Origin of the sequence: Pseudomonas sp. YuFO20 (assembly GCF_035064975.1) — a bacterium.
GTDB lineage: Bacteria > Pseudomonadota > Gammaproteobacteria > Pseudomonadales > Pseudomonadaceae > Aquipseudomonas > Aquipseudomonas putida_AE.
The window spans coordinates 43,025-64,209 of the sequence record NZ_JAXDEO010000002.1; the positions used below are offsets into that span (position 1 = coordinate 43,025).

Sequence of the window (21,185 nt, forward strand, 5' to 3'; positions counted from 1 at the left end):
CCTCTTTTATGTAAGGAGTACCCCATGTCGTCCCTGGAAAAGTTGATTCCCGATCTTGATGCCTTGTTGCCTGAGCTGGAGGAGGTCTACAAGGACTTGCACCGTCATCCTGAATTGTCGATGCATGAGTATCGCACCGCGAAAATCGCCGCCGACTACTTGGTACGTTACGGGTACGAGGTGACGTGCGAAATTGGCGTAACCGGTGTTGTTGGCGTATTGCGCAACGGTGAAGGTCCAGTAGTGATGCTGCGCGCCGACATGGACGCGTTGCCCATGGCGGAAGCCACAGACCTGCCCTACGCGAGCGATGTGGTCACCCGCGACGAAGACGGTGTGCAGGTTTCTGTCTGCCACTCCTGCGGGCATGACATGCATGTCACTTGGTTGATGGGGGTGGCTCGGATACTGTCCGAAAATCGCAGCATTTGGCGGGGTACGCTTCTGGCTGTTTTCCAGCCGGGTGAAGAAGTGGGTGTGGGCGCGCAAAGCATGATCGACGATGGCATGCTTGATCGCTTCCCCAAGCCGGACATCATTCTTGGTCAGCATGTAATGGTGGGGCCAGCCGGTACTGTGGGACACCGCAGCGGCACCATTCTTTCGGCCGGTGATAGCCTGAAAATCAAGATGTTCGGCCGTGGCGCGCATGGCTCACAGCCACAAACTTCGGTAGATCCGGTAATCATGGCGGCATCGACGGTGCTGCGCCTGCAGACCATTGTATCGAGGGAAATCTCCCCTCTGGATCAGGCAGTCCTGACTGTCGGCTCGTTACAGGCTGGGACCAAGGAGAACATCATTCCGGACAATGCAACCTTGAAACTCAATATGCGCACCTACGACGAGGGCGTGCGCGAGCACATGCTCGGCGCCATCAAGCGGATCTGCTGCGCCGAATGCTCTGCATCCAATGCTCCACGCGACCCGGAGATCACAACAATCAACCGCTACCCGTTGACGGTTAATGATGAGCGCGCCTCTACCCGTTTGGCTGATGCATTTGGCGCCTGGTTTGGTGACAGAGCCTATGAAACGGCGCCGGCCGCGGCGAGTGAGGATTTCAGTGTCTTCGGCCGCGCATGGAAGGTGCCCTACGTATTCTGGTTCGTAGGTTGCACAGATCCGCAAGTGTACGACCAGGCCAAGGCCAAGGGAAAAATAAACAGCATCCCGAGTAATCACTCGCCCCAGTTCGCGCCCCTACTGCACCCTACTCTGCGTACCGGGCTCGAAACGATGCTTTGCGCAGCATTCGCCTGGTTCGGGCACGCCGAGTAGCACAGTAATGGACACTCACCTGATATACACCGTCCTGGATCTGCTCGGCACGTTTGCATTTGGTGTAAGTGGCGCAGTTGCCGCACGCCAACAGCGATTGGACCTGTTCGGCATTGCCACCATCACTTTCATTGTCGCATGCGGTGGCGGGATTCTTCGGGACCTGTGCCTGGGCACGCTGCCACCGGCCGGGCTGTCGAGTTGGCGCTATCTGGTCGTGTCGTTGATCGCTGCTGCTTGGGTGGTGTGTGCTTATCCGATGGTGTGTCGAATGAAGTCACCCGTTCAACTGTTTGATTCCATTGGCCTTGGACTGTTTGCAGTGGCAGGCGCGAAAAAGGCACTGGCCGTTCAGGCTGGTGCCGAGGTCGCGATCGTACTGGGGATGGTCAGCGCTGTCGGAGGCGGCGTACTCAGGGATATTTTGCTGTCACGCGTGCCAGGCATCCTGCAACGGGAAATCTACGCGTCGGCCGCGTTGGCAGGCGCAGGTGTCGAGGTTTTGCTCAGCTACATCGGTGCTAATTCGGTGGTGACCTCGTGGCTGATCGCAGCGGGATGTACCGTGTTGCGGATAGCGTCACTTCACTACGGTTGGCGGCTGCCTTCCATTGACGATGATTCTGACAACAACCCAGGCAGTGCTCATTAGGTCCCGCACGAATCGGGCCCGATTATTCCTCGGATGGTTGCAGCCTGACTTATGCAGCGAGCCAGCAGCCAACCCGGCTGCACTAACGCGCAGCGCTTCATGCAAATAAAAAAAGGCCCGCGCGTGGGCGGGCCAAAAAAAATTGCACCAAAGGATTGATGAATTGGAGATTCACCTGCACCAGGGGCGAGAGCCGCACCCTCTGCATTCATCCCCGCCAGCTTACCTGTGTTTCGGATTCCTACATCATTGATTTCATAGATAATTGGAATCGTAAATAGGACTTATCTTTGAGGTCCTTTCAATAGTATTTATCGTCCCGCTGCAACGGGTGGGAACTCCTAGACGAACAATTTCTCCTGCCAATAACCCCTTTTTTGATTGTGGTTATCAGCGACTTTTGCAGCCTCCTGCCAACACCAAAATCAAGAAAACAGCTATTGGGAGTATCTGATGTTTAATCCTAAACACGTCGCGATCGCGTGCACGTTGATGTCGGTAGGCACGCCCTGTGCGTTTGCAAGTGATCAGTCCGAAGCCAAGGGCTTTATTGAAGACAGTGATTTGAAACTGCTGTTGCGCAACGCCTACTTCAATCGCGACTACAAGAACGACACTAATGACGCCAAGGTATGGGGCCAGGGTTTTATTGGTACGTTCCAGTCTGGCTTTACGCAGGGAACAGTCGGTGTCGGCCTGGATATTTATGGCTTGCTCGGTGTGAAGCTCGACAGCGGTCGCGGGCGCAACTACACGGCCTTTTTCGACGCCGACAGCGATGGTCACCCTGTCGATGATCTTTCGGAGGCAGGGGCAACACTCAAACTTCGCTTTTCCAATACCGTTTTGCGCCACGGCAACCAGTTCCCGTCCATGCCGGTTTTGGCATACGACGACTCGCGTTTGTTGCCCCAAGCATTTACCGGCACACTTGTCACGAGCAAGGAAATCGTAGGTCTGGAATTGAATGCTGGACGGTTCACCGCAGATAGCCCGATGGGCGATCCGGCACGGGACCCGAATCATCTCAAAAGTATCGATGTGATTGGTGGCACCTACAGCGTAACCGACGCCTTAAGTATCGCGGCGTATCATTCCGACGTGAAGGACACCTACAAGAAGTACTATGGCAACGTAAACTATACAGTGCCTTTTTCCGATACCCAGGCGCTGAACCTCGACTTCAACATCTACCGCACCGACTATGACAATGGCTCGCAAGCGGCGTTGGATTTTGGTGGCGATGGCGTCAACGATACCAACACCATCTGGAGCCTGGCAGCTAAATACAGCGTCGGTGCGCATGCGTTTATCGTCGCCCATCAGCGTAACAGCGGCGATGCCGGCTATGCCTATGACTATGGCGACGGTGGTAGCACGATTTATGTCGCCAACTCCTACTACTCTGACTTCAACCTGAAAGACGAGCAGTCCTGGCAACTGAGTTATGAGTTGGACTTCGCGGAGTTCGGTATGCCGGGTCTGACGTACAAGACTGCTTACGTGCGCGGCAGCAACATCGATGCAGGGGGGGAGCAAGACGGTACGGAGCGTGAGTTCTTCAATCAGGTCAAATACGTGGTGCAGGAAGGCTCATTCAAGGATCTGTCATTCAAACTGCGAAACTCTATTTACCGGGCAGACCGAGATGTCGGCCCTAACCTGAATGAAGTCCGGGCATTCATCGAATACCCTCTGGACATACTCTGAGCAATCTCTAGGTAATCGCGCGGTTTGACTGAACGGTTCGCGCGAGTGGCGCGGCGGCATAGGGATTGAACTGCCGCCGCGACCAAGCGAGTGTCACCGTCCTGACTATTTTACGGTTGAGTTCCTTTCACGTAGCGACTTCTTAATCAATGCCCCAATGGGGGTTAGTGTCGGACCAGCGAAAAGTGCAGCCATCTGCATGACATCGGTGCCGACATTGCCCAACAGGTTTTGCCACCGCTCATTCAGCGCGTGGAGGGCAAGCTCATATATTTCGAGGCCCTCGTCTGATAACTGCAATGCAACCATTCGTCTGTCTGGCCGATCACGTCGACGTTGCACAAAGCCTGCTTTTTCGAGCTTTTCAGTACTCAAGGATATTTTGGATGGAATGATATTCAAATGACTGGCGCACTGGCTCGTAGTTGCTACCGCACCCTGCGCCAAGCTATCAAGAATTCGAAAATCCAGAACAGTCAGGTTGTGGCTGGCAATGGATTTTTCCATCCACTCCGCCATCGCTTTATTAACGCTCTCAAGCACATTAAATGCGTCAATTAAATGCGTAACCACTCATGCCTCCAAATGAATACTCTGATTAATTACTGTAACAGCAAGTTCTCAAATAGATCATATTCAAATGCCATACTCATTATTCACAACATGAATACTTGAAACGAACGTCTCTTATTGACCGAATATGCTTTAGAGCTTATAAATACCAACAGTTTCTATTGCCGCTTTTCCCGTTCGAGAAACCAGTCAGAGCAACGTATGACCTCCAATCCCGACCAGCCCAAACCTGCCAAAGCACGTAGCCGATCCTCCATTGGCGCCGTACGTAGCCCTCAGAGCACAGAAGCCATTCTTGAGGCCGCTGCGGCGATCCTTGAGGAGCGCGGGTATCAAGCTTTCACGATGGATGCGCTGGTGGAACGTGCCGGTTCGAGCAAGCCTACGATCTATCGCTGGTGGAAGAACAAGAGCGCTTTGCTCAGGGATGTGTATGAACGCACTGCACTGACGTTTGTGACACAACCGAACACAGGGAATCTGGAGAAAGACCTGATCGTTCACTTGCGCTCCCTGTGGAACTGGTGGCGCACTTCAAGCGCGGGCGAAACATTGCGCAGCTTGATTGCCGAGATCCAGCACGAGCCCAAAACGCTTGAGGAGTTCAGGAAAGAGTTTTTGCCACGTCGCGAGCGCACATTGCGAAAGATTTTTGCCCGGGCGGTGGAAGCAGGGGATATCCACGATGGTCCAGCCGTTGATAGCGCTGTCTCGATGTTGACAGGTATGTCCTGGCTTCACCTGGTCACGGCAAACCTCGAAAACCTGGACTACATCGACAGTGCCGTTGCCATTGTCGTGAAGGGTTTGAGGTCTGGATAAGCCGACAATGCCGCTTCGGCGGTTTTTTAATAAGCATAACGACACTGACAGTGTTTATTGCAACTCTTATTGAAACAACCTGCCCTTATTCATTTTCACCGCAGGCTTCAGAGAAATCGTTAATGAAAATTCCATCTACCCAGGGGGCAAAGGACAGGCCGCCCTTCACGACATCAGGCAGGAACGTATCGTTAGCGATGATGCTGGTGATGCTTGCTGGATGCACGTTCAGCGATCTGAAACCGCTATCACACATGTTGCAGCCTTCCGAGGTCAACCAGACGCTAGTCAACAGCGGAATCAAGCTCTCGGAGGCTTCGTGGCCGGCCGAGAACTGGTGGAGCAGTTTCAAGGATCCGCAACTTGACGAGTTAATACATGAAGCCCTGGCCAACAACCCTACCCTCCGTTCCGCCGCTGCGCGCGTCCACCAGGCCAGCGCATTGGAAGCGATACAGGGTGCCCAGTTGTTCCCTGACGTCAGTGCGTCCATGAGCGTTACCCGCGAGCGGTTCAGTTCCAATGGTACGACCCCTGCGCCCGCCAAGGGCACATGGCAGAACGTTCACCAAGGGACCTTGAATGTCGGATATGAGTTGGATTTCTGGGGGAAGAACCGATCCTCAGTCGAGGCGGCGGTGGGCAGGCGTAAGGCATTGGAAGTCGATGAGCGCGCCGCGTCTCTCATTCTCTCTTCGTCCATCGTACAAACCTATATCACCTTGCAAAATGTCTATGAACAAATCGACGTTGCGCAGGCCCTGCTCAACCAACAGGAGCAGATTGAGGAACTCACCAAAAAGCGTTTCGTCGCCGAGCTCGGTACGGAAATTGACATCAAGCAGTCTCAAGCAGCCTTACCTGCCAGCAGAGCCAATATCGCAGCGCTGAAGGAGTCCATCGAACTCAATCAAAACAAGCTCGCCTCATTGCTGGGCAAAGGACCTGACCGTGGTCGCACAATCACCCGACCTCACCTGGAAGCAAGTGACACGGTCGTGATGCCATCGAATATCCCGGCTGAGCTGATCGGCCACCGCCCGGATGTTGTGGCTCAACGCTGGCGTGTGGAAGCCTCCGGTCATGAGATTGATGTGGCCAAGGCACGCTTCTACCCGGATGTGAACCTGACTGCTTTCATTGGATTGCAGAGCTTGGCTTTTGACACATTCAATGATCGCAGCAGCCGCATTTTGGGCGTCGCGCCGGCGATCAGCCTGCCCATTTTCGAAGGCGGCCGCTTGCGCGGCAACCTGGATGCTCAGGACGCGGCTTACGATCTCGCTGTTGAAAACTACAACCAGACGGTCATCGATGCGCTGCGTGACATCGCCGATCAATTGTCTTCGCTGCGCTGGTTGAAGGAACGCCTTTTCCAACAAAACGAGGCCGTGGCGACCGCCGGTGCCGCCGCAGATCTCGTTGACAAGCGCTATGCCGCGGGACTGGCTACCTACCTGCAAGTCCTGGCAACGCAGAACGCAACGCTCGTTGAAAAACGCCAGTTGGTCGACTTGCAATCCAGAGCGCTTTCCTTGCAAGCCAACTTGAGCCGGGCTTTGGGTGGTGGGTACCGCCCGGAACTGCCCATGACCGCCAATGCAAACTCTACCGTAGCCAATAAATCATGACGTCCAATACTTCCCCCGTAACTGAACCCGTTACCCGAAAAGCCCCTGTCTGGCCTCAACTACTTTTGATTCTCGTCATCGCGCTGTTAGTGGTAGCGCTGGGAGGCTGGTACGTCATTAAGCAGGGAACAGAAAACACCGACGATGCCTATGTAGACGGCAACATCGTCCAGGTGACGTCTCAGGTCAGCGGTACAGTGACGGTCATCAGCGTCGACAATACGGATCACGTCGACGCTAATTCACCGCTTGTCACACTGAATGCCGTGGACGCCGAGATCCAATATGAGCGCACGAAATCCAACCTGGCCCGAGCTGTTCGTCAGGCACGCACTCAGTATTATCAAGTGCAGCAGTTGCAGGCGGAGGTCAACCAACGACAAAACGACGTGCGCAAGGCACAGGACGATGTTCGCCGGCGCAATCAGCTTGCCTCCAGTGGGGCCGTTTCCCGTGAGGAGATCAGCCATGCCGAAGAGGTTCTCAAAAATGCCGTGGCGGGTCTGGAAGGTACGCGGCATGCCTTGGCAGTTCGCCTGGCCATGGTGGACAACACGACGCTTCGAACTCACCCTGACGTTCTCGTTGCTGCAAGCAATCTGCGTGATGCTTACATCTCACTGCACCGCACGCAGGTCTACTCCCCTACCTCAGGCATCGTAACCAAACGCAGCGTACAAGTTGGTCAGCGGATCAGTCCGGGCGTGGCGCTCATGTCGGTTGTTCCCATGGATCAGGTGTGGGTGAACGCGAACTTCAAGGAATCTCAACTCGAACATTTGCGTATTGGACAATCCGTCCACCTCAGTGCCGATGCTTACAGCCGCCATGTGGATTTCCACGGAACGGTTGTTGGGCTGGACGCGGGCACCGGAAGCGCTTTCTCTCTGATGCCGGCACAAAATGCTACAGGCAACTGGATCAAAGTTACCCAGCGCGTTCCTGTGCGCATTGCGCTGAAACGTCAAGAGGTTGCACAAAACCCTCTTCGCCTTGGGTTGTCCATGCGCGTTTCGGTGGACACCTCTGACACCAGCGGCCCTGTTCTTAACACTCGAACACCGCCGCAACCTGCTTACAGCACTGACATTTTTGACAATGAGCTTAAAGATGCCAACAACATCGTCGAGCAAGTGATCAGTGCTAACGCAGATCGTCCTGGCTCCAAAGATATGAATCTGTAACGGGGCCAGACCATGTACAGAAAGAATGCCGCCTTATTGCTGACAGTGGGACTGTTATGCGCGTTGGAATATTTGCAGGCAGGCATGATTGCATTCGCCTCGGCGCCAATCCGCGGAGAAATCGACGCCAGTCCCGAAGAGTTCACGCTTGTCGCCGCGCTGTATGCGTGCATCGCCGTTGTGGTGATTTCCAAGCAGCGCTGGCTGGTCGAACGGCTGGGCTGGCGTAACTTCATGCTAGGCTCAATCAGCATCTACGTCGTGGGCGCTTTCGTGTGTGGTGTAGGGACTGATCTGAGTACCTTTACAGTCGGCCGGGTCATCATGGCATTGGGTGGGGCATCGTTCATGACATCCGCGCGCTTGATGGTCAATCTGCTACCGCCCGGCCCTGGACGTTTTGCCGGGGTCAAGGTATTTGCGACCGGTCTGGCGGGCGGTACGGCTTCGGCGCCATTTCTTTCGTCACTTGTGGTGGTTGAAGACACCTGGCACGCCATTTTCGCGATATTGGCCGCAGGCGCATTGCTAGCCGCTTTTCTTTGCACGCGTTTTTTGCCCAACACCCTCGCTCCGGAAGGTGAAAGAACGCCCTCCAGCCCAGCCAACATCCTCTTGTTATCGGTCAGCAGTTTTTTCCTGCTTTATGTTCTGCAACGCTCCTACTACGACTTTTACAACGAGTCATTCATTCTCATCGCCTTTGCGCTGCTGGCTGCGCTGGGCATCTACATCTTTTTTCATACCGAACACGGTAAACATGAACCTTTTCTCAAGGTAAAAGACCTGATGCAACCCCGCTACATGCTAGGGGTGGCCCTCTTCTGCTTCACCTACATAGTGTTGGGCGGCAACAACTACATTTTGCCGTACTTTCTGCAGACCGGGCTGGGCTACTCATGGGACACAATTGGTACCTTTCAGGCTTTCGGCCTGGCGGGAGCGCTGATCACCTGGGGCGTCATGTCCGTTGTCATTCCTAAATTCCCCGCACCGAAAAAGTTCTTCGTGGCCGGGTTCGCAGCGTTGCTCGGCTTCGGCTGGTTGTCCTCATCCCTCACGCCGGGCGCGAATATGTGGTCAAACATCTTGCCTGCACTGGTGCTTAACGGCTGTTTCGTGATGCTGGTACTCGCCACGGCGGCCATGCAGACATTTCGCGATGTGACACACCACGACACGCTGTTCGCCCACGCCTATCAGATCAAAAGCATGCTGGCCCAGATCGCCATGGCCCTTGGAACAACGGTCGCGACCTTGTTCCTGCAATGGCGCACCACGCTGCAATACAACAACCTCAACAATCACTTCAGTTCAGGCGACCCGCTCTATCTGGAACAGACTCATACACTGACTCAGGCACTGACACCCGCTGTAGGTGCGGGTCCAGCCAGTCAGATTTCGGTAGCGACACTTGCCCAATCGCTGCACCAACAATCAACCCTGGTCGCGAGCATGGAGTATTTCTGGGCGGTCATCATTGTCGCCAGTGTTGCGCTTGTCATTTCCATCACTCAGAAAACCTTCAAGTGAGGCCTTTTCTGCTTGTGAGACTGAATCACTGCCAATGCGCACATAGCTTGACCAGCTCATCGACCACATACCTGACTTTTGGCCGCAGATGCGACACCTTGGGCCACACGGCATGTACGTCGACAGCTTCGGGTTCATACACTTGCAGAACCTCCACCAGCCTGCCCGCCTGAATATCGTCCTGGAACAGGCTGCGTGGCATCTGGCACAAACCGGTGCCGGCGACCGCCGCGAGAATCATCGCCTCTCCGTCGCCAATCTGATGGTTCGAAGGTGGTGCGTAACGCACGGTCTGCCCCGCCTGCATGACACGCCATGACAGCGGCTGGCCGCGTCGATGCCCGACAATGCAACGGTGCTGGCTCAGGTCTTCCAGGGTCTCTGGGACGCCAAAACGTCTCAGATAGCCAGGGGCGGCACAAATGGCCCAGCGTTGCCTTGTCAGACGCCGCGCCACCAGACCGCTAGTGTCTTGCAGTTCTCCAAAGCGAACCAGCAAATCGATGCCCTCCTCGAAGGGATCAACAAGGTGGTCGGAGAACGTCAGGTTCAGTTGCAAAGCCGGATACTTGTTGGCGATCTCAAACAGCAACGGGGCCACGACCCGACGCCCGAACGCGACCGGAATGTCGACGCGTAGGCGTCCGGAGGGCTCGCCACCACCGGGCCCCAAGCCGCTCTCAGCAGCGCCAATTTCTTCAAGGGCGCCAGAGCACGCCACAAAATAAGCATCACCATCCGCAGTCAGGGAAATTCGGCGCGTCGTGCGGTGAAACAACTGGGTGCCCAGGCGTTCCTCCAAGCGTGCAATGGCTTTTCCCACGGCGGATTTGGACACTCCGAGACGCTCGGCAGCCTGGGTGAAGCTGGTCGAGCGCGCCGCGACGACGAAGGTGATGACGCCTTGAAACGAATCGATAGGTACCATGCCAGTTCGCCGATTGTAGAGTTTTGATCTACCCAGATTATAGTTTTAGATTATTTATCACCAGAATATTCAACAGTAAGATGAGTTCCAGCAATGCAACGGTGCCGATAGTGATCCTACGTCGCGCACCTTTCTCCCGATCATCAATTATTAGTAGGTCAACATCATGCCTGTAGTACGTGTGAGCTGGTTTGAAGGTAAGGAACACGCGCAAAAAGCCGCTGTTGCCGCAGAAATCACCGAAAGCATCGTTAAACACACCGGTACCGATGCCAATTACATCTACGTGATTTTCGAAGATGTAGCAGCATCGGATTGGGCCGGCGCCGGCAAGCTTTTCGGCGAAGCACCCGAAAAGTCCTGACGCCCCCGACCTGCACCGCATGCATCGGCTAGACCCGCGATACTGCCGTGCAGGTATTTGTTAAAAATCTGCTGGAGAAAACCACCATGCATCCGCATATTTCCTGCCTGTTCTCTCTCGCGGTCAAACCCGCGGAATTCGCTGAGTTCAAGGCACTTATCGCCACCATCGTTGCTGCCACCCGTGCTGAGCCGGGCACACTGGTTTACGAATACAGCGTCAATGAAGACAACAACACCGTTCATATCCTTGAGCGTTATAACGTCGATGCTGTGGTGAGCCACGTAGACACCACGTTTGCGCCTTTCGGCCGGCGATTCCTGGAGCTGTGCTCCATCAAAAGCCTGGTGGTCTACGGCACACCCGACGCCGAAATCCGCAAGCGCCTGGACCCCTTCGGCGCCGTCTACATGACCCCATTTGATGGCTTCAGCCGCTGAATTCAATCAAGGCGCAGGCTCAGGAGCGACAACCGTTCCCTGCGCATCGATATCCCACACAGAGACCGCCATGTCCGTAATCGCCGAAGTTATCAAGTCCCGCATTTCCGCCAACAGCTACGACACTGAACGTTCATTGACGGACGCGCAGATTGCCGAACTGATTGACCTGGCTACCCACGCCCCTTCCGCCTTTAACCTGCAAAATTGGAAGTTTCTGGCCCTGCGCAGCACCGAAGCTAAAGCGCGCTTGTTGCCATTGGCATTCGGCCAGCAAAAGGTCATGGACGCCTCTGTGACATTTATTGTCTGCGGTACCCTGAACCCGCATGCGACCCTCCCTGCTGCATTGAAGCCGACACTTGATGCCGGGATCATTGACCAATCGATCTACGACATGTGGGTGGGTGCGGCTCAAGGCATGTACCAGGAGAATCCTCAGCTGCAGCGCGACGAAGCAATCCGCTCTGGCTCGCTCGCCGCGATGACCCTGATGTTGGCCGCCAAGGGCCAGGGTTTAGTCTCGACGCCGATGATCGGGTTCGATCAGGCTGCGGTCGCCAAAGAGTTCGGCCTGTCGGATGAAGATGTGCCCGTGATGTTAATCACCGTCGGCTACCCTGGCTTGGCCAACTGGCCACAGAAACCGCGTAAAGCCGTGAACGACATTTTGCAGTTTGTTTAAGCTGCGGGCCCGTATGTCAGGTTAATCCAGGCATGCGGGTGGATTTCTAACTATTTGGCAACAAGACTGCCGCAGATTTGCTCCTATAACTCCCCGCCATCGACTGCAATACCCTTCCCCCTTCCCCCTTCCCTTCTGGGCACGCTCAAGCTTTTGATGCTCCCGACACTCACCCCAAGGTTTCGGCGCTGCGGGAGCTGATGCAATAGCCGGAAGGCACGTGTGGTGCTCTGCGCCACGGTTCGATGAGCGCGTCGTTCAAGGCTCGGATGGACTGGGTGCCGCAGGCAATCGGTGCTGTGCGGCCGACCCAGGGTAAAAACTTGCGGTCATCCAGCTCTGCCGAAGTAGAGAGTCTGCTAAGGATTTACTCAAGCGTATCAGCGTTGACGGGCACTTGGGACGCTCGGCCGACCCAAAAATTCACCGCTATGCAGGCCAACAAAACTATCGCTGAGACAATCATTGCAGTCGATAACCCTCGGGAAAAAGCAGCAGGTTCGGTGCTGGTGATCATGGCCCCGAACACTGCCACACCGATCACGCCGCCCAACTGTCTGGCGGACGCCATCAGTCCCGACGCCATGCCGGCGTCATGCGTAGAAACCGACGACAGCATCGAGTTCGTAATCGAAGGCACAGACGATGCACTGCCAATACCCACTACCATCAGGGCAATATTCAGGTACCAAAGCGATGTCTCAGGGGTGACGCGCGCCAACGCCACAAAGCCGACTGCCTGAATCAGGAAACCTATAGTAATGATGCGCTGTGCGCTGACGCGCCTGGCGATCCGAGACGAGATCATCGTGGAAATAGTCAGCACTGCCGTTAGCGGTATGAACGCCAGCCCAGTTCTGAAAGCGTCGTAATGCAGGAACGACTGGAAGTAGATGCTGAATATGAACACGGTGCCGTAGAAAGTGAAATTGATGGTGGCACCTGCCAATGCAGTGGTTGCCAGAGTTCTGTTTCGGGCCAATCGACTTGGCAGCATAGGGGCCTTTACGCGTCGCTCAATCAAGACGAATGCAAATGCGCAAAGTACGGCGATTGCCAGGGTCGATAGCGTTTCAATGCCCCAGCCTTGGGAACTTGATTCAGTCAGGGCGTAAGTGAGTGACGCCAGGCAAAGACCGATACTGACTTGCCCCGGAAAATCCACTTTCTTATCGAACTTTGGAGAAGGTGGTGCATACCGAAAGATTAATCCGGTGGCAATTAGGCCGATTGGGACGTTGAGTAAAAAAACACTGCGCCAGCCGAGCGACTCGATCAGCAGACCTCCTATGACCGGCCCCGCAGCCAAGGCGATACCTCCACAAGCACCCCACGCGGCCACGGCTGATCGCCTTTTGGCAGGATCCTCGAATGCCAGCCGTATCAACGTCAGGGAGGTAGGCACCAAGAAGGCTGCTCCAACGCCTTGGACGATACGCATCCCTATTAGCATGCTCATGCTGTTGGATAGTCCGCAACCTATAGAGGCAATGGTGAATATTACAAACCCCGAGGCGAACATTTCTCTGGCACCGAATTTGTCACCCCACGCGCCTCCCATGATCAGCAGCGCCGAGAATGCAAGTGCATAACTGTTGATGACCCATTGCAGACCGGTCAGGTCCGTATCGAATGCGGCTTTCAACGCACCTAGACCGACATTGACGACACTGACGTCGAGTTGGACGACAAGAAAACCAAGGCAAGCTGCGATATGGATCGCTGACAGGGATATTGTTTTGGGTGCGGTGGCGGACATGATGTGGGGTCGCGGTGTTATTTCAATAGCTAAACGGTAGCGCTTGACAAGCAATGCGTAAATATTAATATCCGCACACATTCAATGCAAATACGCATGGCACATGGACTGGGAAGATCTTCGATTTTTTTTGGCGATTGCAACTGCAGGCAGCCTGTCGGGCGCTGCACGTAAACTTAATGTTAATCAAGCCACAGTCAGCCGGCGGCTCGCCGCATTGGAAGCTCAACTCAGTGTACGCTTGGTAGATCGACTCCCGCGTGAATCGCGCCTGACTGAAATAGGTCAGCAGATCATGCAGGACGTTTTGGATATTGAAGCAAAGGCCTTCGCCGTTGAGCGCAAGTGCTTGTCTTCCAGGTCGACCGTGCGGGCGAAGGTGTCCATCACTGCCCCACCTATCCTGGCCAGGCATTTCCTGACACCCAATCTGGCTGAACTGGCCAGATTGTCTCCGCTGGTGCAGCTTTCTATTCTCAGCGAGCCCCACTTCGCAACCTTGTCACGGCTTGAGGCAGACCTGGCATTGCGTCTTTCGCCGCCTATCGAAGATACCGACATCACTCGAAAGGTGGGTCTGATGCAGTTTGCGCTTTACGCGAAGGTTGGCTACGCGAATGCGCTGAATGAGGAAAAATGGGAATTCATCGGTTATACCGATCGGCAAGGTGACTTTGCCCACAAGCGCTGGCTATACGAGTTAATCGGTCCGAGGCGAGTTGCCTGCGAGGTCTCAGATTTAAGCCACCAATATGAGGCAGCCTGCACCGGGATCGGCGTTGCAGGATTACCGTGCTTTATCGGAGACAGTGACGATCGATTGGTAAGGCTAGACAGCCTCCGTGAAATGCTCAACCTCGACATTTGGGTCGCCATGCACCCCGACCGCCGTAATGACAAGGTGGTACGAAAGACCACAGAGCTGATTTTGCAGTTACTGGAGCCCCTTGGCTTGGGCTTGCCCTCGAAAGGTTGAGCCTCGGCGGTCCCGGCTGAGGCTCGATCAGAGGGTGGTAATTCGTCGCGGTGAATCCATAGGTGTCACGCCAGCGTTGAACGCCTGTCAGACGATATCGTCTACCACGCCACCGTCGACTCTCAACGAAGCGCCAGTGGTAGCCGATGCCTGCGTCGAGCAGACATAAACAATCATGTTAGCCACTTCCTCCACGCTAGCCGCACGCTGAATGATCGAGCTTGGGCGATGCTGCATGACAAACTCGGCGACCACCGACTCAAGTGATTTGCCGGTGCGTTCGACTTCGCCCTTCATCATGTCCGCGACGCCAACAGACAGCGTAGGCCCAGGCAGCACGCTATTGACGGTCACACCACTGCCCGCAACCCGTTTCGCCAAACCACGGGCCAGTGCCAATTGGGCTGTCTTGGAAACGCCGTAGTGAATCATGTCCGCCGGAATGTTTCGTGCAGACTCAGACGCAACGAACACTACCCGCCCCCATCCGCGATCAACCATGGCTGGCAGCAACGCACGGCTTAGGCGAACGCCCGACATCACGTTGGTATGCCAGTAGTTGTCCCACACATCATCACCGGCTTCGAAGAAATCCTGCGCCTCATAAATGCCGGCGTTGTTCACCAAAATGTCGATATCACTGACACCGGCCAACAAGGTCGCAACGCCTGGCGCGGTGCTCAGGTCTGCAGCCACACCACTGACACTGGCACCGGGCACTTCAGCCAGCAGACGGGTAACCGCTGCGTTCACAGAGCCTTCACTGCGGCCATTGACGACGACGGCGGCGCCTGCTTCGGCAAGCCCCTTAGCCACCGCAAAACCAATGCCACCGGTCGAGGCGGTAACCAGTGCGCGTTTCGTCTTCAGTTGGATATTCATCATTTCTCCTTCAAGAATGTACGGGCCGGTATGCCCGCCATCAGTTCCTACCGTTACGTAGAAAGCAAAGCGGTCACTGTATGACTTAGCCGCTCTTGGAAAAATGTCGATTCAGGTTGGTCATCTACAACAGCCTGTTTCAAAAGAGCTCAGTCTCAACGAAATCAGCACCGAATGTCTGCGTGGCGAAGTCGAGAAAACTGCGCAATTTCGGCGTGAGCCGGCGGTCGGGCGCGTAGAGCACGTGCAGGGGGCGACTGGGTGGCGGGTAATCTGGCAACAGCGTGACTAGCTCCCCGGCGAGCAGTGATTTGCGTACCAGTTCCACCGGTTGAAGCAGTATCCCCAACCCGGCCAGCGCGGCGCACAGCAGCGGTTCGCCGTGATCGGCCATGAATCGACTGCCGACGGGGACAACGACTGTTCCTTCAGGCCCATCGAACGTCCAGTGCGTGCGTAGCTCGGTATGGGAAAACCCCAGGCACTCATGGTTCTGCAGGTCCCACGGCGTCTCAATCGGCGGTTTGCCTTCGAGGTAAGACGGCGCAGCGCACAGCACTAGCCTGTAGGGCGCCAGCGCCTTCGCAACCAAGCCACTGTCGGCCAGCGCACCGACTCTGAAAACCACGTCAAAGCCCTCATCGATAAGATCAACAGCACGATTGGCCAGGCTCAGCTCGACGCTCACCTGCGGGTTAGCCTCCATATACGCTGGCAGGCATGGCGCAAGGGACTGCATACCAAAACTGACGGGCGCATTGATGCGCAGCCGTCCGCTAGGGGCCGCCTGGGTATGGGCTGCGAGGTTTTCGGCGGTTTCAACTTCGGCCAGGATGAGTTTGCAACGCTCGTAAAACTCGCGGCCGAAGTCGGTGAGGCTTTGTCTGCGCGTAGTACGGTTGAGCAAACGCACACCGAGGTGCTGCTCCAGATGGTGCACATGCTTGCCGATCAATTGCGCGGACATCTGCAACGCATCACCAGCGGCACTGAAAGTCCCCATTTCCACGGCTTTGACAAATGCCGCCATACTGCTCAGACGATCCATTACCAATGATCCGTTTCGAATGTTCAGGCATTTTGAGTATTTATCCTCGAACTGTCCAAGCTCTATCGTCGCTCGACGTTATTTGAATCGACACAGGATTGGACCGTGAAGTACCCCCTGATTAATCAAACGCTCCCGGCCATGCTCGGCGAAGACTTTTACTTTCCCCACGAAATCATTGACCAGGCATTCCGCGTTTCGGACTTTCCCGACCTTAAAGTCAGCAGCTTCCGAACCAGTGACCGTGTAAATCTGGCTTATTGGGAAGCAGGTGCAGGGCAGCCATTGATTTTCATCCCGGGCTGGTCTGCCAACGGGGCGATGTATTTCCACCTCATGCACATCCTCAGTAATCACTATCACGTCTACGTGTTGGATGTGCGCAACCAGGGATTCTCCGAAAAAACGGCGTCGGGCAACCGCATTTCCCGTTATGCCATGGACGTTAAAGAGTTTGCCGAGCATCTGGGTGTGCCTGACGCGCACTATTGCGGTTGGTCGATGGGTGCTTCGGTGATGTGGGCATACATTGATCTGTTCGGAACCAGCGGTATTCGCACCTTGAGCATCATCGATCAGGCACCTTCGGTCTATTGTCACGCCGATTGGACAGAACAACAGCGACTGGATGCAGGTGCGTTCACCACCTCACCGGAACGCATGATCGATTCCTATGTAAACATGAAACCGACCAACCAATTGATTTCAGGAACTCGTGTGCTCGAGCGCGCAATGGCACTCGACTCCCCCTACTTCCACAATGCAATCAGCCTGGTCCAGGCGGCCATAAAGGACGACATGGCGTTTACCGGGTTGGTGCTTTTCGATCACGTCACCAACGACTGGCGAGATGTCATCCAAACCAAGATCGACTTGCCCACCGCGATTTTTACCGGGGAATACAGTGACTGGCTGGACAGTCAAAAGTGGATGAATTCAGTGATCCGTGACTCAGTACTGTATGTGTACGACAAGGCCGAACAGGGCGATCACTTTCTGGCATTCAAGAATCCGCAGAAATTCGCCGCTGACCTGCACAGCTTTTTGCAACGTTCCTGATGCGTGCCGCTTAAACTCTTTAGCGCTCCCACTCGGGATGGGCGAAACGTTCAGTCAGAAAGCTGATCAGCGCCCGCACTTTGCTCGCAAGGTGTTTGCGCGTGGGATAAACCACGTAAATGCCTAACTCGATGGAGCGGTATTCAGGCAGGATTTCCACCAGGGTTCCGCTGCGTAAATCCTCACCGACCATAAAGCTTGGCTGCAGGGCAATGCCGCCACCCGCAATGGCGATACTGCGGCACGTATCGCCATTGTTGCAGCGCACGCTCGAGCGGGTGCGCACGCTGACGCGCCCATCGGGCCCGTCGAACAGCCATTCATTGCCCGTCGCAAAGTTGGTATAGGCAATGACGCCATGTTCAGCCAGGTCCGCCAGCGTGCGTAGCGGGGTATGACTCGCCAGATAGTCGGGGGAAGCACACAGGCACATGCGCGTGCCAGCCAGCCGCCGCCCCACCAGGGACGAATTCTCCATGCGCGCAATGCGTATCGCTGCGTCAAAGCCCTCATCCACCAAGTCCACCAAACGGTCATTCAAGCTGATATCCAACTCGACGTTCGGGTGGGCGCTCATGAACGCCCCCCACAGCGGCGCAAGGTGCAGAACGCCGAAACTGACTGGCGCATTCACCCGTAAAACCCCGCTAGGTTCCGGCGCTGCGGACGTTACCGCCTCCTCTGCCTGATCCATCAGGGCAAGCACCTCTCGTGCCTGATGGTAGAACTGCCGACCCTCCTCGGTAAGCGAAAGTTTGCGTGTGGTGCGATGCAGCAGCCGTGCGCCCAATCGTTCCTCAAGGGCACTCACATACCGCGAGATAGCGGCCTTAGACATTTCGAGCGGTTCGGCCGCGCCTACAAAAGTTCCTTTATCTACCACTGTGCAGAACACCTGCATTTCCAACGCTCTGTCCATGACTGTCTCACCTACTGGAACTATGCATCACATTCGGCCTTATTTATCTCAGATTTACAATCTATAAACTGAGCCCATCGAAGCACAAACCAACGCAAAAGAGGTCGATATGAAAATTACAGTAGTGGGGACCGGCAACATGGGTTCAGCGTTCGCCAAGCAGTTGTCTGGCGCCGGTCACGTTGTCCGTATTACGGGCCGTGATATCCAGAAGGCAGAAGCGCTGGCAGCCCGGTTCGAACAGGTAACCGCCTTTACCGCCGACCAGGCGCTGGGCGACAGCGATGTGGTGGTGCTGGCCACAGCCTACGCAGACGCCGTCGCAGCGCTGCAGAGCCTTGGCGATCTGACCGGCAAGGTCATCATCGATATCACCAACCCGCTCAGCGCCGATTACATGTCGCTGACCATCGGCCATGTCACCAGCGCCAGCGAAGAAATTTCCAAGGCCGTCCCACAGGCCCAGGTCGTCAAAGCCTTCAACACCCTGTTTGCTCAAGTGCTGGGCGATGGACCTACATTCGCCGATGAACAGCGTGGCAGCGTATTCGTGGCCAGTGACAGTGAACGCGCCAAGCAGACAGCAACGGCTCTGGCTCGCAGCCTGGGTTGGAACACCGTCGATACCGGCGGACTGATCAACGCTCGCTACCTGGAGCCGCTGGCAGGCCTGAACATCTACCTCGGCTACGGCGCTGGCCTGGGCACATCCATCGCCCCTGTTTGGCTTAACAAGTAACCCCTTCGGAGCATTCCACCATGAACACCCCGTTCCCCCTGCTGTTTGTGTCTCATGGTGCTCCAATGTTCGCCATCGAGCCTGGCCTGGCGGGTCCCCGCCTGGCACAGGTCGGTCGCGAGCTGCCGCGACCTGACGCCATCGTCGTCCTCTCTCCACATTGGATGACGCGCGGCGAAGTCCTTGTCACTGCGAGCACCGCTCCTGCGACCATCCATGATTTTGGAGGGTTTCCCGACGCACTGTATCAACTGAGCTACCCCGCACCGGGCGCTCCCGCCCTGGCTGGGCACATCGTAAACCTGTTGCAGGCAGCCGGCTGGCAATCGCGACTGGACGCTCAACGCGGCCTGGACCATGGCGCTTGGGTACCGCTGTTGTACCTGGCACCCGAGGCGGAAATCCCGGTGGTCCAGGTATCCATGCCATCCAGTCTTGATACCCATCAGGCCTGGAAGCTGGGCGATGCACTCAAGCCGCTGCGAGATATGAATGTACTGATCGTCGCGTCAGGCAGCTTGACCCACAACTTGTACGAGTTCCGCGGAGCCACCCGCGAGAGCGCCGCCTATGTCGATGCGTTCGCCGCGTGGACAGCTCAGACCCTGCAAGACGGTAACACCGGGCAATTGCTGGACTTCAAGCAGTATGCGCCGTCGGCTGAGCGGGCTCACCCCACCGATGAACACTTTCTGCCCTTGCTGATCGCCCTGGGCGCAGCCGGGGAAGGCTACGAGACGCAGGTATTGGAAGGCGGCGTGACCTACGGCGTGCTGGCAATGGACAGCTACTTGTTCTCCTCGGCCCCGTCCAATGGCGGCGAACCTTTTCAACAAACTCAAGGCACTATCGACCATGCGTGACACTACATTTTCCGACGCAGCCCGCGAACCACAAACAGGTCTGTTTTTCCGCAAAGGCTGCAGCACCTTCACGCCTAAAGGTCGCCTGATCCTGCTGCATGGTGTGGGCTCGAACGAGGGCAATCTTGCTGCCTTGGCCGAATCGCTTCCCGAAGAGTTGGAAGTCATTCTGGTTCGCGCCCCCTTGCAGGTCGGCCCGCAAGGCTTTGCCTGGTACCAGGTGAGCTTCACCAGCAACGGTCCGTCCTTCAACCAGGAACAGGCGGAATCCAGCCGCCAGCTTTTGCAGCGCTTTATCGAAGCGCTGCCCGCCCTGCCAACCGTGATCGCAGGCTTCAGCCAGGGCGGCATCATGAGTGCGAGCCTGGGCGTCACCGAGCCGGAACTGGTGGCTGGCTTTGCAATATTGAGCGGCCGCATGCTGCGCGAGATTGCCCCAAGGATTGCTTCAGCCGAGCGCCTCAAGCCGGTCACGGCCTTCATTGCCCACGGTCACCAGGACTCCGTCCTGCCGGTGGACTGGGCGAACGAGGCAGATGCCTGGCTGGATCGCATCGGCGTCAAGCACGAAACCCATTTCTACAACATGGCCCACGAGATTATCGGTGAAGAACTGGCCGACTTTTCTCAATGGCTGCGCCACACGCTGTCCCTTCCCAACTAAATAAAAGGAGCTACACCATGATTGATTCTCGCACTGCACCCTACGCTGCACTCGTAATGCGCCTAGCGCTGGGCATCATGTTCATCGCCCACGGCTTGACCAAAGTGCTGGTATTCACCCCGGCGGGCACCGCAGGCTTTTTCGAGTCCATCGGTTTTCCAGGCTTCCTGGCCTATCCGATCATGGCTTTCGAAGTGATCGGCGGCTTGATGCTGGTATTAGGTGTCTATGCACGCTGGGTAGCCGCACTGGCAGTGGTCCAACTGTTCGTCGCGGCGACCGTACACTTCGGTAACGGCTGGAGCTTCACCAACGCCAATGGCGGCTGGGAATATCCGATCTACCTGAGCATGACCGCACTGGTTGTTGCAATGCTGGGTGATGGCGCCTTTGCAGCCAAGCCATCCAACAATGCTTGATTGAACCCCACGCAACAGCTGCCGGCGCCCTGGGAACCCAGAGCGCTGGCAGCT

Annotated in this window: 22 protein-coding genes and 1 pseudogene; 17 read left to right on the forward strand and 6 right to left on the reverse strand. The window is 55.9% G+C overall.

All coding sequences use genetic code 11. The features are described from left to right. Positions 1–24 precede the first annotated feature (24 nt). The 3 genes from SOP85_RS01485 to SOP85_RS01495 all read left to right on the forward strand — a co-directional run bounded on the left by SOP85_RS01485 (position 25) and on the right by SOP85_RS01495 (position 3,643). Positions 25–1,281 (forward strand): M20 family metallopeptidase, encoded by a 1,257-nt coding sequence (locus SOP85_RS01485; RefSeq protein WP_323625817.1) that lies wholly within the window; start codon positions 25–27, stop codon positions 1,279–1,281. Positions 1,282–1,288: 7 nt separating this feature from the next. Further along, the gene (locus SOP85_RS01490) at positions 1,289–1,933 is read left to right on the forward strand and encodes a trimeric intracellular cation channel family protein (RefSeq protein ID WP_323625818.1); all 645 of its coding nucleotides are present in this window, start codon (positions 1,289–1,291) and stop codon (positions 1,931–1,933) included. 453 nt (positions 1,934–2,386) lie between these two features. Then, on the forward strand, positions 2,387–3,643 hold the full coding sequence (locus tag SOP85_RS01495) for an OprD family porin (RefSeq protein ID WP_323625819.1): 1,257 nt from the start codon (positions 2,387–2,389) through the stop codon (positions 3,641–3,643). Between the two features lie 105 nt (positions 3,644–3,748). Here the strand turns inward: SOP85_RS01495 and SOP85_RS01500 are convergent, their stop codons facing one another. After that, positions 3,749–4,216 (reverse strand): MarR family transcriptional regulator, encoded by a 468-nt coding sequence (locus SOP85_RS01500; protein ID WP_323625820.1) that lies wholly within the window; start codon positions 4,214–4,216, stop codon positions 3,749–3,751. A 201-nt stretch (positions 4,217–4,417) separates the two neighbouring features. Here SOP85_RS01500 and SOP85_RS01505 point away from each other — a divergent pair, with 201 nt between their 5' ends. The 4 genes from SOP85_RS01505 to SOP85_RS01520 all read left to right on the forward strand — a co-directional run bounded on the left by SOP85_RS01505 (position 4,418) and on the right by SOP85_RS01520 (position 9,386). Then, on the forward strand, positions 4,418–5,038 hold the full coding sequence (locus SOP85_RS01505) for a TetR/AcrR family transcriptional regulator (protein ID WP_323625821.1): 621 nt from the start codon (positions 4,418–4,420) through the stop codon (positions 5,036–5,038). A 122-nt stretch (positions 5,039–5,160) separates the two neighbouring features. Beyond that, positions 5,161–6,669 (forward strand): efflux transporter outer membrane subunit, encoded by a 1,509-nt coding sequence (locus SOP85_RS01510; protein WP_323625950.1) that lies wholly within the window; start codon positions 5,161–5,163, stop codon positions 6,667–6,669. Further along, positions 6,666–7,853: an efflux RND transporter periplasmic adaptor subunit gene (locus SOP85_RS01515; RefSeq protein ID WP_323625822.1), complete on the forward strand. Its 1,188-nt coding sequence runs from the start codon at positions 6,666–6,668 to the stop codon at positions 7,851–7,853. Before SOP85_RS01510 ends, SOP85_RS01515 begins: the two co-directional genes overlap by 4 nt. 12 nt (positions 7,854–7,865) lie before the next feature. After that, positions 7,866–9,386 (forward strand): MFS transporter, encoded by a 1,521-nt coding sequence (locus SOP85_RS01520; protein WP_323625824.1) that lies wholly within the window; start codon positions 7,866–7,868, stop codon positions 9,384–9,386. Between the two features lie 25 nt (positions 9,387–9,411). Here SOP85_RS01520 and SOP85_RS01525 read toward each other — a convergent pair whose 3' ends face one another. Next, on the reverse strand, positions 9,412–10,314 hold the full coding sequence (locus SOP85_RS01525; protein WP_323625825.1) for a LysR family transcriptional regulator: 903 nt from the start codon (positions 10,312–10,314) through the stop codon (positions 9,412–9,414). Positions 10,315–10,480: 166 nt separating this feature from the next. On the opposite strand from SOP85_RS01525, the gene SOP85_RS01530 reads away from it, so the two are divergent. The 4 genes and pseudogenes from SOP85_RS01530 to SOP85_RS01545 form a co-directional block, all read left to right on the forward strand. Further along, on the forward strand, positions 10,481–10,678 hold the full coding sequence (locus tag SOP85_RS01530; protein WP_323625826.1) for a tautomerase family protein: 198 nt from the start codon (positions 10,481–10,483) through the stop codon (positions 10,676–10,678). A gap of 86 nt (positions 10,679–10,764) precedes the next feature. After that, entirely contained in the window at positions 10,765–11,118 is a 354-nt protein-coding gene (locus SOP85_RS01535; RefSeq protein WP_323625827.1) for a putative quinol monooxygenase, read from the forward strand. A 70-nt stretch (positions 11,119–11,188) separates the two neighbouring features. Continuing rightward, the gene (locus SOP85_RS01540) at positions 11,189–11,803 is read left to right on the forward strand and encodes a nitroreductase family protein (RefSeq protein WP_323625828.1); all 615 of its coding nucleotides are present in this window, start codon (positions 11,189–11,191) and stop codon (positions 11,801–11,803) included. 131 nt (positions 11,804–11,934) lie between these two features. Continuing rightward, positions 11,935–12,161: pseudogene (locus tag SOP85_RS01545) on the forward strand (arsenical resistance protein ArsH); the annotation flags it as partial. Positions 12,162–12,170: 9 nt separating this feature from the next. Here SOP85_RS01545 and SOP85_RS01550 read toward each other — a convergent pair. Continuing rightward, the gene (locus SOP85_RS01550; RefSeq protein WP_323625829.1) at positions 12,171–13,562 is read right to left on the reverse strand and encodes an MFS transporter; all 1,392 of its coding nucleotides are present in this window, start codon (positions 13,560–13,562) and stop codon (positions 12,171–12,173) included. 103 nt (positions 13,563–13,665) lie between these two features. Here SOP85_RS01550 and SOP85_RS01555 point away from each other — a divergent pair, with 103 nt between their 5' ends. After that, positions 13,666–14,538, forward strand: coding sequence for a LysR family transcriptional regulator (locus tag SOP85_RS01555; RefSeq protein ID WP_323625830.1), 873 nt, complete (start codon positions 13,666–13,668; stop codon positions 14,536–14,538). 87 nt (positions 14,539–14,625) lie between these two features. On the opposite strand, the gene SOP85_RS01560 is transcribed toward SOP85_RS01555, so the two are convergent. Both SOP85_RS01560 and SOP85_RS01565 read right to left on the reverse strand, forming a co-directional pair. Further along, a complete protein-coding gene (locus SOP85_RS01560; RefSeq protein WP_323625831.1) occupies positions 14,626–15,420 on the reverse strand; it encodes an SDR family NAD(P)-dependent oxidoreductase in 795 nt (264 codons plus the stop codon). Positions 15,421–15,559: 139 nt separating this feature from the next. After that, entirely contained in the window at positions 15,560–16,468 is a 909-nt protein-coding gene (locus SOP85_RS01565) for a LysR family transcriptional regulator (protein WP_323625832.1), read from the reverse strand. A gap of 105 nt (positions 16,469–16,573) precedes the next feature. Between SOP85_RS01565 and SOP85_RS01570 the strand changes: the two genes are divergently transcribed. Next, positions 16,574–17,527, forward strand: coding sequence for an alpha/beta fold hydrolase (locus SOP85_RS01570; RefSeq protein ID WP_323625834.1), 954 nt, complete (start codon positions 16,574–16,576; stop codon positions 17,525–17,527). Positions 17,528–17,546: 19 nt separating this feature from the next. On the opposite strand, the gene SOP85_RS01575 is transcribed toward SOP85_RS01570, so the two are convergent. Further along, a complete protein-coding gene (locus SOP85_RS01575) occupies positions 17,547–18,446 on the reverse strand; it encodes a LysR family transcriptional regulator (RefSeq protein WP_323625835.1) in 900 nt (299 codons plus the stop codon). 76 nt (positions 18,447–18,522) lie between these two features. Here SOP85_RS01575 and SOP85_RS01580 point away from each other — a divergent pair, with 76 nt between their 5' ends. From SOP85_RS01580 to SOP85_RS01595, 4 genes are read left to right on the forward strand one after another with little or no spacing between them, the layout of a single operon-like run. Further along, entirely contained in the window at positions 18,523–19,185 is a 663-nt protein-coding gene (locus SOP85_RS01580) for an NADPH-dependent F420 reductase (RefSeq protein ID WP_323625951.1), read from the forward strand. Positions 19,186–19,205: 20 nt separating this feature from the next. Further along, positions 19,206–20,048 carry a DODA-type extradiol aromatic ring-opening family dioxygenase gene (locus SOP85_RS01585; protein ID WP_323625836.1) on the forward strand — a complete coding sequence of 281 codons (843 nt, stop codon included), beginning with the start codon at positions 19,206–19,208 and terminating at the stop codon, positions 20,046–20,048. Beyond that, positions 20,041–20,712, forward strand: coding sequence for an alpha/beta hydrolase (locus tag SOP85_RS01590; protein ID WP_323625837.1), 672 nt, complete (start codon positions 20,041–20,043; stop codon positions 20,710–20,712). Before SOP85_RS01585 ends, SOP85_RS01590 begins: the two co-directional genes overlap by 8 nt. 17 nt (positions 20,713–20,729) lie before the next feature. Next, complete coding sequence (locus SOP85_RS01595; protein ID WP_323625838.1) at positions 20,730–21,131, forward strand: DoxX family protein; 402 nt, start codon at positions 20,730–20,732, stop codon at positions 21,129–21,131. The last annotated feature ends 54 nt before the right edge of the window (positions 21,132–21,185 follow it).